The organism is Sphingobium sp. AP50 (assembly GCF_900109095.1).
GTDB lineage: Bacteria > Pseudomonadota > Alphaproteobacteria > Sphingomonadales > Sphingomonadaceae > Sphingobium.
On the sequence record NZ_FNYZ01000009.1, the window covers coordinates 205,592 to 220,151 of the forward strand.

The following is a 14,560-nucleotide window of genomic DNA, read 5'->3' on the forward strand; positions in this document are numbered from 1 at the left end:
CATCCTGTAAAATGGAGGGGAGAGGCCAAGGCCCCTCCCCGATTGCATCGGCGTCAGGGGCGCAGCGACAGCGTCACACCATAGGTGCGCGGCGTGTTGGTGAAGATTTTCCAATAAGTCGTGCCGTTGCCCGGCACCGCCAGAAAGGCGGTGATGTCGTCTGCATTGACGATCTGATAATTGTTGGTGAGGTTCTTGCCCCAGACGCCGACCGTCCAGCGCCCGTCGGCACTTTCATAGTTCAGCCGCGCGTTGAGCGTCCGCCCCTTCGTGTCATTATAGAGACTGTCGTAAAGACGCAGCGTATTGGCGTCGTCGGTCGAGATGCGCGCGGAATAGTTGAAATCGGCCTGCGGCGTGATCTTGGCACCGTTCGCCATCGCCAGATCATAGCTGGCACCGACCGTGAAGCTGTCCCGCGGCGCGAATTTCGCCGGATTGCCGGAATAATCGAGATTGACCAGCGGATCGCGCAAGTCGCTGTAAGTGCCGACAAGATGCGTCCAGTTGCCGGTCAGGCGCAGACCGTCGACCGGCCGGAGCACGGATTCAACCTCGATCCCCTTCATCTTCAACGTGCCATTATAGGTATGGGCAATGCCACCCGCGCCGGAGAAATTCTGGAGGTTTTTCGTCTTCTGCTTGAACAGCGCGACGTTGAAATCGAGCATATTGTCGAACAGTCGCGTCTTCGCGCCGATTTCGTAATTTTGCGCCTTTTCCGGCTCCAGCGGAATCGTCGGGTTGCGATAGGCATTGTCGACGAAGCCGCCCGACTTGAAGCCCTTTGCCCAGGTGGCATAGAGATTCACATTCTGCATCGGACGATATTTGACCGTCACCCGCGGCGTGAAGGCATTCCATGTCTTGCCGCCCGACGCGAACACTTCGCCGGGGAAGCCGAATCCGGGAATCGCGCCCGCGTCGGTGGTGGAGAAGGCGTGATAGTCGATCTTCTTCCGATCCGACGTGTAGCGTCCACCCGCAACCAGCGACAGGCCGTCGGTGACCTCGAACGTCGCCTCACCGAAAGCTGCGAGGCTGCGCACATTGCCTTCCTGCTCGCGCGTGATGTTGGTCACGCCCGGATTGCGCCGGACAGTCGCGTTGACGGCCGATCCGGGCAGCGGGCTGTAGTAGAAGATGTTCGTGGTCGAGACATCCGCCGACAGGAAATAGGCGCCCACCACATAGGACAGGCGGCCCGGCGCGGAGGCGAAGCGGACTTCCTGCGTGAAACTGCGATTCTTCACGACCTGACGACGATCGAAGACGGGAACCTGCGTGGCGACCGGCACATCGTCGTTGATCGCATGGCTATCATTCATCCGATAGCCTGTGATCGACGTCAGCGTGCCGCCGAACAGATCCAGATCGCCGCGCAGATAGCCCCCGCGCAGCCGCTGTCGATAAGGCGAGCGGGCAAAGTCGTTATTTGTCCACTTGCTGTCGTCATAGTCGCCAAAGGTGGCGGGAACGACCTGATTGCCGCCGATGCCCAGGCTGATCGCGCCACCATTGCCCTGCGTATAGCTATAGTCCCCCGACAGGACGATCTTGAGCGTATCGGTCGGCTGGAACAGCAATTTGCCGCGCATCGCGACGCCATCGGTCTTGCCATAGCTGCCCTTCTGGTTGGGCGTATCGATCAACCCGTTCGACGTTTCCGTGCTGAATGCCGCGCGAAAGGCCAGCTTGTCGTCCACCAGCACGCCGTTCACCATGCCTTCGGTGCGGACATAGGCGCCATTGCCTGCCGTTACCTGACCGAACCAGTCTTCCTTCATCTCCGGATTATTGCTGATGACGGCGATCGCACCACCCACGACATTGCGACCGAACAGCGTACCCTGCGGCCCGCGCAGCACCTCGACCCGTTGCGTGTCGAAGAAATTGGCGTTCAGGTCATTGTTGAAGACATAATAGACGTCGTCCATGAAATAGGCGACCGGCGTATCGAGCGTGGCCGTGCGGAAGGTCGACACATTGCCGCGGATCGCGACGATCGACAGCGACTTGTCCGCCGTGTTCACGGTGATGCCGGGCATCTGCTGGGTCAGCGCCGCGGGGCTGAACACCTGCGACTGACGCAGCAGTTCCCCGCCAAAGGCAGCAATCGAAAATGGCACTTCACGCACGGTCGATTCGCGACGCTCCGCCGTCACGACAATATCTTCGGGCAGCATATTGGCCTGCGGGGCGGCATCCTGCGGCGCGCCCTGATCCGTCTGTGACCAGGCCGGCGCGGCGACCATCATGGCAATGATGGCCGATGCTGCGACCGAGGATTTGAAGCTGAAAGGCATACCCATACTCTCCCTTAACGACGCGGCTTGGTGCCGCCTGGGCACCGTGAAGCAGCAAAAGGAAGAGACGTGCAATAACATCGTCCCGATTATTGAATGGTCCGACCACATTCCGATTGGGGTCACCGCGAGCGACCCTCTAGCTAGGAGGAACAAGATTTCATGTGTCGTGACCCAGCAAGATCACGGCCAGGGTACAACAACAAAGACAAGGAAGAGGCTGAGCCATGCAGTCCAGTGATAGCGCCGACATGACCCGGGTGGGACCGGGAACGATCATGGGCACGATGATGCGTCAATATTGGCTGCCAGCCTGCCTGTCGTCCGAAGTGACGGCGGATGGCGACCCGGTCCGCCTGATGATATTGTGCGAAAAGCTGATCGCTTTCCGAGACAGTTCAGGCCGCGTCGGCATCATGGACCATCGCTGCCCGCATCGTTGCGCATCGCTGTTCATCGGTCGCAACGAGCAGAATGGCATTCGCTGCGTCTATCATGGCTGGAAATTCGATGTGGACGGCAAATGCGTCGACATGCCGTCCGTCCCGGCGCGCATGGATTTCAAAGAAAAGGTGCATGCCAAGGCTTACAAGACCTATGAGGCCAATGGCCTGATCTGGGTCTATATGGGCGAAAATCAGGCCAGCCCGCCGCCGCTGCCCGAAATCGAGGCGACCATGCATCCCGACGCGGAAATCTGGTGCCTGCAACGCGATTGCAACTGGCTTCAGGCGCTGGAGGGCGACATCGACACCAGCCATGTCGGCTTCCTCCATGTCGGTTCGCTTGAGGCGGACGATCTGGATGAAGATCATCCGATGCGCCCGACCGTGCTCAACCGCGCACCGGAATATGAGGTCGCACAGTCCGACTGGGGCGTGATGTATGGCGGCTATCGCCCGAACGACGATGGCCAGATGAGCTGGCGCGTCGCCCATTATATGTTTCCCTTCTGGACGCAGACACCCAACAACCGCTTCCACACCCGCGCCATTGCCCGCGCCTGGGTGCCGATGGACGACGAGCATTCCATGCTGTTCGACATCACCTGTGGCGTCGATGCCGGCAATCCGGCCTACACCTCGACGCTCAAGGACGGGACGCCACTGTTCGCGCCGCTGGAATATGCGCCCAACACGACCGACTGGTATGGCCGCTGGCGATCGCCCGACAGCCAGGCCAATGACTGGGCCATCGATCGGGAATCGCAGCGCAACGGCACGCAGTTCACCGGCATCCCCAATATCACCATGCAGGATCAGGCGGTGACGGAGAGCATGGGACCGATCACGGACCATAGTTTCGAAAATCTGGCCCCGACCGACCAGATGATCGCGCGTGTGCGCCGCCGTGTGCTGCTGGCGGCCCGTGCGCTGGCGAACAAGGGCATCCTGCCGCCGGGCATCGAAGATCCGAGCATCTTCTATCGTGCCCGTGCCGGATCTTTCCTGCATGATCCCAATGACACGCTTGCCAACGCCTATGAAGCCGCGTTGGCCAAGGCGGTGCGCTGGCCCGAACAGGTCGAGGCGGCGGAATAGAATGACAATCGGGGTCGGCGCGATCCATGCGCCGGCCTCCTGAACAAGGATATGAGGGTGACGAAATGCTTTGCGGCTTGTCCGGTCCGTCGATCCATGACGGTCCGGCCCTGCCAAGACACGCATCGCACCGGATGGAGAGGCAGATGCGCGCAAGATTGAAGAACATCCGTTGGGAAGCGGAAGGGATCAACAGCTATATATTGGAACCCGTGGACGGCGGCCTGATGCCCGCATTCGAACCGGGTGCCCATGTCGATGTCCAGTTGTCAGCCGGCCTCGCCCGCAGCTACTCGCTGGTCAACGACCCGGCCATTCGCGGCTATTATGAGATCGCGGTGCATCATGCGATCGACAGCCGGGGCGGATCGCGCCACATTCATGAACAATGGCGCGTCGGCCAGATTCTGGACATTTCGGACCCGAAGAATAATTTCCCGATGGTGGAAGATGCCAGCCACACGGTGATGATCGCGGGCGGCATCGGTATTACCCCGATGCTGCCGATGATCGCCCGGCTGGAAAAGCTGGGGCGTAGCTGGGAACTCCATTATGTCGCCGCCAGCCCGGATCGTGCGGCCTATGTCGATCGCCTGTCCGACCATGATCGGGTGGAAATCGCCTATGACGGCATCCCCGGTGGCCGCAGGCTGGACCTCGCCGCCATCTGTGCCGCCGCTCCTGCCGATGCGCATCTGTATTGCTGCGGCCCCGGCGGCATGCTCGACGCATTCGTCGCCACCAATTGCGACCGTCCCAAGGGCCATGCCCATATCGAATATTTCTCCGCAGAAACGGAAGTCGCCACCGAGGGCGGCTATACACTGGAACTGGCCAAGAGCGGCAAGACCATCAGTGTCGATGAAGGCGAAACCATGCTGGACGCTCTGCTGAGCGCCGGGGTCGATATCGGCTTTGCCTGCGCCGAGGGGATTTGCGGCACCTGTGAAGTAAGGGTGCTGGGCGGCGTCCCCGACCATCGCGACCATTTCCTGACCGATGAGGACAAGGCCGCCAACACATCGATCATGGTCTGCTGTTCGGGTTCCAAAACCGCAACGCTAGTGCTCGACATCTAAAAATCGAAATTCCGGTTTTCAAATGCCGGACCAGAAAATGAATAAGCGGTCGAAAACGGCCCAAGTGTAAGGAGAATGTCTTGGCGGTTGCCACGATAGACAGCAGCAGCCCGCAATCCATGCTGGACGACCTGCCGATGTCGGCTTTCCAGCTATGGTCGGTGCTGATGATTGCCGCCACCGTCATCCTCGACGGGCTCGACAACCAGATGCTCGGTCTGGCTGCGCCGTCTTTGCTCAAGCAATGGGGCATCGGTCGGGAAGCGCTGGGATCGGTGTTTGCGCTGGGGTTTGTCGGCATGGCCGTGGGCACCTTGACGTCGGGCTGGGTCGGTGACCGGTTCGGGCGACGCGGTGCATTGATCATCGGTGTCGCCATCTTCGGCGTCGCCACGCTGCTGACCGGCTTCACCGATGCTCTGTGGCAGGTGGCGATGCTCAAGATGCTGGCAGGCGTCGGACTGGGCGGCGTGCCGGGCACGGCGAGCGCGATGATCGCGGAATTCACCCCGGTTCGCTGGCGCAGCATCGCCGTGACATTCGGCGTCGTCTGCGTCTCCATCGGCGGGATATTGGGCGGGATCGCCGCCGCCCTGATCCTGCCCGGCCTTGGCTGGCGCTGGCTCTTCTACATTGGTGGCACGGTGACGCTGATTTTCGTTACCTGGCTATGGTCGGTGCTGCCGGAATCGCCCCGCTATCTCATGCAACGCCCTGATCGTGCCGACGAACTGGACCATATATTGCGCCGCATCGGTCATCCCGATCCGGCATCGGTCGCGCATCAGGCGCACGCAACGCGCGAAGCCGCGCATTACGAACCCATGCGTAACCTGTTCGGGTCGGCGCTGCTGCGCGATACAATGGCGCTGTCGATCGCGATGTTTTCGGGCATGTTCATGATCTACCTGATGTTCAACTGGGCGCCGACGATGCTGACCAGCGCGGGGTTCAGCCTTCAGACGGCCAGCCTTGGCCTGACCAGCTTCAACATGGGCGGCACCATCGGCGCTATGATCGCCAGCCTTGCCATCATCCGCTTCGGGTCGCGCCCGGTCCTGATCCTGATGGCTGTCGTCGGCGCGAGCGTGTGCGCGACACTGGCCCTGCTGCCGATCGATGGCGGTCGCAATGAAGCGGCGGTACTCGCCTGCCTCGGTGCGCTCGGCCTCTTCGCCAGCGCTGCCCAATCCGCCATGTTCGCGGTCGGCGCCCATGCCTTTCCCACCGCCTTGCGCGCGCGGGGCCTTGGGCTGATGGGCGCGGCCGGGCGGGCAGGCGCGATCGTCAGCGCGATAGCCGGCGCCCTATTGATCGGCTGGAGCAATCTGGGCTTCTTTGGCGCCCTGGCCGCATTGATGCTGGTCAACGCCCTGGGTTTCATCGCCGTGCGGGGCCATATCCCCCGGCTCGGCCGCAAGGACATGCACATATGAGCGACGCCTTCGACTATATCGTGATCGGTTCCGGCTCAGCCGGCAGCCTGATGGCCAATCGCCTGTCCGCCGATCCAGCCAATCGCGTCGCCCTGATCGAAGCCGGACCGTCCGACAGGAAATGGCCGGTCAACATCAAGACCGCCATGCCGGTGGGGAATATCTTCCTGCTGCCCCATGAGAAATATAATTGGAAACAGTCGCTGTCCGGCAATGCCGCCGTCCACGACCGCCAGATCAATTTCCCGCGCGGCAAGCTGTTCGGCGGGTGCAGCGCGATCAATGGCGGCGTCTATATAAGGGGCCAGAAGGCAGACTATGACGCCTGGGCCGATGCCGGCAATGGCGGCTGGTCCTATGCCGACGTGCTTCCCGCCTTCAAGGCCGTGGAAAATTATGCCGGGCCTGACAAAGCATGGCATGGCAAGGGTGGCGAGTTGGACGTCCAGAAACCCAAAAGCTGGAATCCGATCGCAAGCGCCATCGTCGATGCGGCGGCGCAGGCAGGCCATCATCACAACGAGGATTTTGCGGGCGAACGGCAGGACGGCTTTGGCCGCTATGACCTCAACCAGCGCAACGGCACGCGCCTGTCGAGCGCGCGCGCTTTCCTGCATCCCGCGCTGGGACGCGCCAACCTGACGGTTCTGGACGAAACCATGGTGCGCCGCATCCTGTTCGATCGCGGCCGGGCCGTCGGCCTGGAGATCGAGAAGAACGGCGCGCGTCGCACGGTGAGCGCCCGGCGAGAGATCATCCTGTGCGCTGGCGCCACCAATTCGCCGCAACTGCTGATGCTGTCCGGCATCGGCCCGCAGGACCATCTGAAGGACATGGGGATCGATCTGGTCCACCATCTGCCCGGTGTCGGGCAGCATCTTCAGGACCATCCGACAGTCCATGTCGCGATGGAAAATCCTTCGGGAGAATCCTACGCCATCTCGGCCAAGGCGTTGCCCCGCATCCTTGCCAGCCCGCTGAAATATCTGGCCAACCGCACCGGCATGCTGGCGTCCAACGTCGCCGAATGCGGCGGTTTCCTCTGCACCGACGGGAGCGGTCGGCCTGACATCCAGATCACCTTTCTGGTCGGGCTGAAGATCGACGCTCGCGCTATTCCCCGCCGCCACGGCTATATGGCGCTGATCCAGTTGCTTCGCCCCAAAAGCGCCGGATCGGTGCGCCTCGCCAGCAACCGGCCGGAAGACAAGCCGGTGATCGATCCCAATTTCTTCGCCGATCCCTATGACATGAAGACCCTGATCGCCGGCTTCCGCGAAGCCCGGCGCATCTTCGCCCAGCCTGCGCTCGCCGCCATGACCGGCGCGGAGATCGAACCGGGCGCGCAATATCAAAGCGACGCGGAAATTGACGCTGCCCTGCGCAAGATCGTCAACACCGCCTACCACCCGACCGGCACCTGCAAGATGGGACCGGACAACGATCCCATGGCCGTGGTCGACGGGCGCCTGCGCGTCCGCGGTGTGGCCGGCCTGCGCGTGGTCGATGCCTCGGTCATGCCGGAGATCATCAGCGGCAACACATCCGCGCCCACCATGATGATCGCGGAGCGGGCGGCGCGCTTCATTCTGGAAGACGCCCATCAATCGAATATCGCCGCCTGATCGCGGCATCGGAGAGAATGCCATGAACATGATGACCATCCCGCCCCGCCCAGCCCTGCTCGACACACCGCAGCAAGATATGCTGATCGGCGGCAAGCGTGTGCCCGCCCTGTCCGGCAAGCGTTTCGAGACCCGCAACCCCGCCACGGGTGAATTGCTCGGCACGGTGGCGCAAGGTGGCGCAGAGGATGTCGATCGTGCGGTAAAGGCTGCCCGTGCTGCCTTTGAAGGCCCCTGGCGCCGGATGAAGCCGGTCGAGCGCCAACGCATCATGCTGCGCCTCGCCGATCTGGTCGAAGAGCATTTCGAGGAACTGGCGATGCTCGACACGCTGGACCTTGGCGCGCCCTATAGCCGCACCATCATGGGCAAGGCACGGGCCGGCGCACTGCTGCGCTATTATGCGGGGCAGGCGATGCTGATCACCGGCGACACCATCGACAATAATGCACCGGGCGATGTCATCTCCCACACGCTCAAGGAACCGATCGGCGTCGTTGCCGCGATCAACCCCTGGAACGGTCCCATCGGCATGTCCGTCTGGAAAGCCGGGCCGGTTCTGGCCACCGGCTGCACCCTTGTCATGAAGCCCGCCGAGCAGACGCCACTGTCGGCCCTGCGCTTTGGTGAATTGTGCCTGGAGGCAGGCGTGCCCGAAGGGGTCATCAACATCGTCACAGGACTGGGCGATGCCGGGGCAGCCCTGTCCAGCCACCCCGATGTCGACAAGATCGCCTTCACCGGCTCTACCGGCGTCGGCGAGAAAATCCTCCATGCCGCCGCACCGACCATGAAGCGCGTCACCGTCGAACTGGGTGGCAAGTCGCCTAACATCGTCTTTGCCGATGCCGATCTGGACAAGGCGGTTCCCGCCGCCGCCATGGCCGTGTTCGCCAATGCCGGGCAAATCTGTTCGGCCGGCACGCGCCTTTTCGTGCAATCCACGATCCATGACGAATTTATGGAGCGCCTCGCCGCCTATACCAAAACGATCCGTGTCGGCGATCCGCTCGATCCGGAAACCCAGATCGGCCCGGTCGTCTCTGCCCCGCAGATGGACAAGATTCTGGCCTTCATCGACAGCGCGCACAAGGAAGGCGCGCAGCCGCTGACCGGCGGCAACCGCATGCGCGGCGCAGGCTATGATGCCGGCTATTTCATCGAACCGACCATCTTCACCGGGGTCGCGGACGACATGACCATCGCGCGCGAGGAAATTTTCGGCCCGGTCCTGTCCGCCTTCACCTTCGACACGATCGAAGAGGTATTGGCCCGCGCCAATGCGACGGAATTCGGCCTGGGCAGCGGCGTGTGGACCCGCGATCTGGCGACGGCGCATCGCATGGCGCGCGGCATTCGCGCAGGATCGGTCTGGGTCAATTGCTATCAGATGCTTGATCCGGCGGTGCCCTTCGGCGGTTACAAGATGAGCGGCTTTGGCCGGGAATCCGGGCCGCACCATATTGAGGATTATCTGGAAACCAAGGCTGTCTGGATGAAGCTCGACTGACACCGACTTTCTGATCTGCGCCCCGGTGAGTTAGACCCAGCCGGACTCGCGCAGATCGGGACCAGAGCCCTCCGCCCGTTCGCCCTTGGCCGCATCGCCCAGCATTTCCAGAAACCGACGCTGGGTGGCCGTGGGCCGCCAACTGCGCCGGGTCGTGATGCCCACCACGCGCTTCGTGCCTTCCAGCGCCGGCCCGACCTGCGTCAGCAATCCGCTTCGGATCTGGAGCGCGACCTGATCCGGCGAGAGCAATGTCAGGAAATTGGCTTCGGTCAGCAATCGGCCGATGATCATGACCGATCCGCATTCGACAGGCGTGGCGGGCATCATCCCTTCGGGAAACAGCGTCTCCCATTGCTCGCGCAGCGGCGTGTTGGCGGGCGCGACGATCCAGGGATAGGCCGCCAGTTGCTCCATGCTCGGCTTCTCCACGCCGGCAAGCGGATGCTGGCTGCCGGCCGCAATCACCAGCCGATCTTCCGTCAGCGGCAATTGATAAAGGTCGGCGATCTCATAAGGACGCAACGCGCCGACGATGATGTCGATCACGCCATCGCGCAGCGGTTCGACCAGTTCACGCCAACTGCCTTCCAGCACCTTGAAGGCCGCGCGCGGATCGCTTCGCGCCATCCGGGCCATGGCGGCCGGCACCAGATAGGGGCGAGACAGCGGCAGGGCACCAAAGGCGATCAATTCACTGCCGCTGCCACTATCCCGCCCGATATCGGCCAGCGCCGCCACGATCTCCGCGACAGCCAAGCGCGTACCGCGCGCCAGCTTCTTGCCGGCAGAATTGAGCCATACCGCCCGCCCCCGCCGTTCCACCAGCTTGCCGCCGATCATATGTTCCAGATCGCCGACGGCCCGGTGCACGGCCGTTTGCGACAAAGTGCTGCCATGGGCGGCCGCCGCAAAACTGCCCGCTTCTGCCAGCGCCAGAAATGCCCGCAACTGCGTCATCGTCATCAGCCGTTCGGGATATTGAAACACGCCTGACAGACCCTTGGCCGCCTGCGACAAATGGTCCAGCGCTGCGCTGGCCCGCTCGATGACGATCTCCCCCATCGCCGTGGGGACCATTCCGCCCGATCGCCTTTCGAAAAAACTATAGCCGAACTGCCGCTCCAGCTTGGCCAATCCCTGGGTCAGGGCCGGCTGGGACAGGCTCACGACATCGGCCGCGGCCGTGATGCTGCCATGTTCGCGTATTGCCAGCAAAGCGCGCAGGTGCCGCAGATTGAGGTCGAACGGATCGGTCGCCATGCCGCTTACTCTTGTTACCCTCCACCCGCGCCCTTTCCGGGCTGTCAGGCTTGCCTACGACTCCTAGAGGATGATTTCGCACCCGCCAATAGCATCAAAGCTTTTAATGGACTGACCATTTGATAAATGGTAGGACCATTTCGAACAACAGCATAGCCATGCTGCGGATTCGAGTGACAAGGAGGTTGCCCATGGATTTTGAACTGCCAGACGATGTCCGGGAATTTTGCGAGGTGACGCGCACTATCGTCCGCGACCTTTTGCCTTATGAGATCGAATTTCAGGAAACCGGCAATGTCCCGCCGATCGTCCGCCAGACATTGGTCGACAATGGCTATTTCGGCATGGCCCTGCCCGAACAATATGGCGGGCTTGGCCTTGGCGCCCTCGCGCAGGCGGCGGTGCAGATCGAACTTGCGCGCCTGCCTCCGCAATTCTGGACCGAACTGCGCCCGCTGATGGGGCCGGGCGCCAAGAATATCATGTATCATGCATCGGAAGCGCAGCGCGAAGCCCTGCTGCCCGGCATGGCAACCGGCGAAATTCCGATCGCCTTCGCCCTGACCGAGCCCAATAGCGGTTCGGACCCGGGTTCGATGCGCACCACCGCCGTCCGCAACGCCGACGGGTGGGTGATCAACGGCAGCAAGACATTCATATCGAATGGCAAGAAGGCCAAATATGTGATCGTCTATGCCTATACGGACAAATCGGCAGGCGCACGCGGCGGCATCTCCGCCTTCCTGATGCCGGCCGACACGCCCGGCTTCTCGGTCACCGGTACGATCGAACTGATGGGCACCGCAACACCGGGCGTCTTCGAACTCAGCTTCGATGAATGCCAGGTCGGCCCCGACGCCCTGATCGGCGAACTGGGGCGCGGTTTTCATTATGCGCTCGAAGGGTTGAACGAAGGCCGCATGAATGTCGGCGCGACCGCGGTGGGCATGGGCGAATATGCGCTGGAACTGGCGATCGAGGAATCGAAGCAACGCCCGGCTTTTGGTGGCGTGATTTCCGATTTCCAGGCGATCCGCCACTATATCGCCACCATGGCAACCGACATGCGGGCCGCTCGCTTGATCCTGCTCGACGCCGCCTGGCGTTATGATCAGGGCGAGAAGCGCCGCGAACTGGCGTCCATGGCCAAATTATTCGCCACCGAAGCGGGCAGTCGCACAGTGGACACGGCGGTCCAGATCTTCGGCGGCACCGGCTATTGCCGGGGCTTTGCGGTCGAACGCCTCTATCGCGACATTCGCATCACCCGCATCTATGAAGGATCTTCGGAAATCCAGAAGAACACGATCGCGCGCGAACTGCTGCGATAAAATGAAGGGCGGGACGCGCAACGCCTCCCGCCATTCGATCTTTACGGGGGGCGGGATATCCCCGCCCTTTTTTCCTGTCAGAGCAGATCGCCCTTCTCTCGCAAGGCTGCGATCCGGCCTTCATCCAGCCCAAGCCCGGCCAGAAGCGCTGCACCATCCTGCCCCAGACATGACACATGATCGCGCGCCTCGACCCGGGAACCACTCATGCGGAAGGGCGGATTGGACACTTTGTAGCGCCCGGCGCCATCGCCTATCTCGGCAAAGGCGCCACGCACCGCCAGTTGCGGATCGTCCAGCAGTTCGCCTATCTCGCGATAGCGCGCGCAGGGGACGCCGTGGCGCGAAAGGATCGTTTCCGCTTCCTCGGCAAGATGCTGCTCCGTCCATTTTTCGGTCAAGGCCAGCAGGGCTGCCCAATTGGCGTTACGATCGGCATTGGTGCGGAAGCGCGGATCGTCCCTCCATTCCGGATGGCCCACCGCATCGGCAAGCTGTTCGAAATTGCGCGGAGATGTCGGCGCAACCATGATGAACCCATCGCGCGTCTTGAGCGGCGTATAGAGCGGACGCCGGGCGTCGCCGGGAAATTGCGCCTCCTGCGTTTCGAACACCAGCATGCCGACCATCGCTTCCAACATGGAAACATCGATATACTGCCCCTTGCCCGTCCGCTCGCGCTGATAGAGAGCGGCCTGAATCGCGCCGAAGGCATGGGTGCCACCCAGAACGTCCGCGACAAATATGCCGCTGGTCGCCGGTCGGTCCGCTCCGTCCTGATAGCGTAGATTGACCATGTCGAAGCCGCTGGCCGCATGGATGACGGGCGCATAGGCCGGAAACAGCGCCTTTGGCCCCGTCTGGCCATAGCCGGAGATGGAACAATAGATGAGGCGGGGATTGATGTCCCGCAGGCTGGCATAATCCAGCCCGAACCGCTGCATCACGCCGGGCCTGAAATTTTCCACCAGCACATCACAGGTTGCAACCATCTGCCTGATCAGCGCCACCATCTCGGGCGACTTCAGATTGCAGGCGATGCTCTGCTTGCCGGCATTGAGGTTGCCGAAATAGGCACTGAACCCTTCGCGCAGCGGCGGCCGCGCCCGCACCTGATCCCCCTCCAGCGACTCCACCTTGATCACCTGCGCGCCCAGATCGGCCAGCATCCGCGTGGCGAAGGGCCCCGCCATGACGCTGGTAAAATCCAGCACGCGCACCCCGTCCAATGCCCCTGTGCTGACCGCCATCCCGTTTTCCGCCATATCCTCACCCATGATTAGGACTTAATATTTAATGGTCCTACCTATCACATGAGGCGCGAGACGGGTCAACTGCCAGATGGCGGTACGGAAAGGCCCAAGCCCGATTACTGGATTATGGCGGCTATCAGCCCCTGGCTGCCTTGCTGTTCTTGCGAACATGGCGATGCACGCGCTCCAGATGCTTGCGCATTTCCGCGACGGCTGCATCGCTGTCCTTGGCGCGCAGATGGCGCACCAGTTTGAAACGAGATTCGATCAGCGACTGTTGCAGCATCTCATAATCCGGCCCCTGCACAAACTCGTGCAGGATCGCAGAGAGCGAATCCACGAAAATGCCGAAAATGCGGTTCCCCGTCGCACGGGCCAGCACCGCATAATATTCCACCGCACATTGATAGCGCGCTTCGACATCGCTTTCCTGCTTCGTCCGCGCGGCGATCGCTTCCAGATCGGCCAGATCGGCCTCGGACGCCCGCTCGCATGCCAGTCGCACGATGATATCCTGAAGCGCCAGCCGTGCCTCTGTCAGTTCGGCCAGCGAGATATCGCCCAGATGCACATAATCCTGCATCGCCTGCACGATGCGATCCGGCTCGGCCGTCTGCACGAAGGCCCCGCCCTTCACGCCCTTCACATTGCGGATGATGCCCGCGACCTCCAGACTGCGCAACGCTTCCCGCAGGGCGCTGCGGCTGACCTGAAATTCTGTTGCCAGTTCCCGTTCGGCCGGCAATTTATCGCCTGTCTTCAACGTGCCCGCAGCCAGTTGCGCCCGTATCTGTTCGCAGATGATTTCAAACGCCCGCTGCGTCTTGATGGGGGCGAAACTGGGTTTGGTCGAAGGCGTGGGCGCCATGGCATGAGCTCCAAATGATAGCGCCAATCTATAATGGCCGTCTTCAAAGGTGCAATGGCCGGACCGAACCCTATTGACAGTCCCATCGATATTCTTAATGGTCCGACCATTAGGAAATGGAGGCCCCATGAAGATCCTTGTGCCCGTGAAGCGGGTGATTGACTATAATGTGAAGCCGCGCGTGAAGTCTGACGGGACGGGCGTGGAGCTTGCGAACGTCAAGATGAGCATGAACCCGTTTGACGAGATCGCAGTCGAGGAAGCCATTCGCCTGAAGGAAAAGGGCGTGGCGACCGAGGTCGTGGCGGTGTCGATCGGTGTGGCGAAGGCGCAGGATACGCTGCGGAC

General features: G+C 61.9%; 10 protein-coding genes and 1 pseudogene. 7 read left to right on the forward strand and 4 right to left on the reverse strand.

Annotated features, from left to right (window positions below):
• Positions 1-53 precede the first annotated feature (53 nt).
• Positions 54-2,312: a TonB-dependent receptor gene (locus BMY84_RS16120; protein WP_256215274.1), complete on the reverse strand. Its 2,259-nt coding sequence runs from the start codon at positions 2,310-2,312 to the stop codon at positions 54-56.
• 221 nt (positions 2,313-2,533) lie between these two features.
• Here BMY84_RS16120 and BMY84_RS16130 point away from each other — a divergent pair, with 221 nt between their 5' ends.
• The 5 genes from BMY84_RS16130 (at position 2,534) to BMY84_RS16150 (ending at position 9,497) form a co-directional block, all read left to right on the forward strand.
• Positions 2,534-3,847, forward strand: coding sequence for a Rieske 2Fe-2S domain-containing protein (locus BMY84_RS16130; RefSeq protein ID WP_256215275.1), 1,314 nt, complete (start codon positions 2,534-2,536; stop codon positions 3,845-3,847).
• A 146-nt stretch (positions 3,848-3,993) separates the two neighbouring features.
• On the forward strand, positions 3,994-4,926 hold the full coding sequence (locus BMY84_RS16135; RefSeq protein WP_093085193.1) for a PDR/VanB family oxidoreductase: 933 nt from the start codon (positions 3,994-3,996) through the stop codon (positions 4,924-4,926).
• 80 nt (positions 4,927-5,006) lie between these two features.
• Positions 5,007-6,362 (forward strand): MFS transporter, encoded by a 1,356-nt coding sequence (locus BMY84_RS16140; protein ID WP_256215276.1) that lies wholly within the window; start codon positions 5,007-5,009, stop codon positions 6,360-6,362.
• A complete protein-coding gene (locus BMY84_RS16145) occupies positions 6,359-7,987 on the forward strand; it encodes a GMC family oxidoreductase (RefSeq protein ID WP_093085195.1) in 1,629 nt (542 codons plus the stop codon). Before BMY84_RS16140 ends, BMY84_RS16145 begins: the two co-directional genes overlap by 4 nt.
• Before the next feature lie 22 nt (positions 7,988-8,009).
• Positions 8,010-9,497, forward strand: a complete 1,488-nt coding sequence (locus BMY84_RS16150; protein WP_093085196.1) for an aldehyde dehydrogenase family protein — start codon at positions 8,010-8,012, stop codon at positions 9,495-9,497.
• Positions 9,498-9,527: 30 nt separating this feature from the next.
• Here the strand turns inward: BMY84_RS16150 and BMY84_RS16155 are convergent, their stop codons facing one another.
• Entirely contained in the window at positions 9,528-10,760 is a 1,233-nt protein-coding gene (locus BMY84_RS16155) for a LysR family transcriptional regulator (RefSeq protein ID WP_093085197.1), read from the reverse strand.
• Between the two features lie 191 nt (positions 10,761-10,951).
• On the opposite strand from BMY84_RS16155, the gene BMY84_RS16160 reads away from it, so the two are divergent.
• Positions 10,952-12,091: an acyl-CoA dehydrogenase family protein gene (locus BMY84_RS16160; RefSeq protein ID WP_093085198.1), complete on the forward strand. Its 1,140-nt coding sequence runs from the start codon at positions 10,952-10,954 to the stop codon at positions 12,089-12,091.
• Between the two features lie 77 nt (positions 12,092-12,168).
• On the opposite strand, the gene BMY84_RS16165 is transcribed toward BMY84_RS16160, so the two are convergent.
• Positions 12,169-13,341 carry a CaiB/BaiF CoA transferase family protein gene (locus tag BMY84_RS16165; protein WP_256215277.1) on the reverse strand — a complete coding sequence of 391 codons (1,173 nt, stop codon included), beginning with the start codon at positions 13,339-13,341 and terminating at the stop codon, positions 12,169-12,171.
• A gap of 139 nt (positions 13,342-13,480) precedes the next feature.
• The gene (locus BMY84_RS16170; RefSeq protein ID WP_093085200.1) at positions 13,481-14,212 is read right to left on the reverse strand and encodes a FadR/GntR family transcriptional regulator; all 732 of its coding nucleotides are present in this window, start codon (positions 14,210-14,212) and stop codon (positions 13,481-13,483) included.
• 127 nt (positions 14,213-14,339) lie between these two features.
• Between BMY84_RS16170 and BMY84_RS16175 the strand changes: the two are divergent.
• Positions 14,340-14,560 (forward strand): annotated as a pseudogene (locus BMY84_RS16175) (electron transfer flavoprotein subunit beta/FixA family protein); the annotation flags it as partial.

What these genes read in the sequence shown, in the direction of transcription:
- BMY84_RS16145 (WP_093085195.1), top strand. Translation starts at nt 6,359, where the DNA reads ATGAGCGACGCCTTCGACTATATCGTGATCGGTTCCGGCTCAGCCGGC.
- BMY84_RS16130 (WP_256215275.1), top strand. Translation starts at nt 2,534, where the DNA reads ATGCAGTCCAGTGATAGCGCCGACATGACCCGGGTGGGACCGGGAACG.
- BMY84_RS16120 (WP_256215274.1), bottom strand. Translation starts at nt 2,312, where the DNA reads ATGGGTATGCCTTTCAGCTTCAAATCCTCGGTCGCAGCATCGGCCATC.
- BMY84_RS16170 (WP_093085200.1), bottom strand. Translation starts at nt 14,212, where the DNA reads ATGGCGCCCACGCCTTCGACCAAACCCAGTTTCGCCCCCATCAAGACG.
- BMY84_RS16155 (WP_093085197.1), bottom strand. Translation starts at nt 10,760, where the DNA reads ATGGCGACCGATCCGTTCGACCTCAATCTGCGGCACCTGCGCGCTTTG.
- BMY84_RS16160 (WP_093085198.1), top strand. Translation starts at nt 10,952, where the DNA reads ATGGATTTTGAACTGCCAGACGATGTCCGGGAATTTTGCGAGGTGACG.
- BMY84_RS16150 (WP_093085196.1), top strand. Translation starts at nt 8,010, where the DNA reads ATGAACATGATGACCATCCCGCCCCGCCCAGCCCTGCTCGACACACCG.
- BMY84_RS16165 (WP_256215277.1), bottom strand. Translation starts at nt 13,341, where the DNA reads ATGGCGGTCAGCACAGGGGCATTGGACGGGGTGCGCGTGCTGGATTTT.
- BMY84_RS16135 (WP_093085193.1), top strand. Translation starts at nt 3,994, where the DNA reads ATGCGCGCAAGATTGAAGAACATCCGTTGGGAAGCGGAAGGGATCAAC.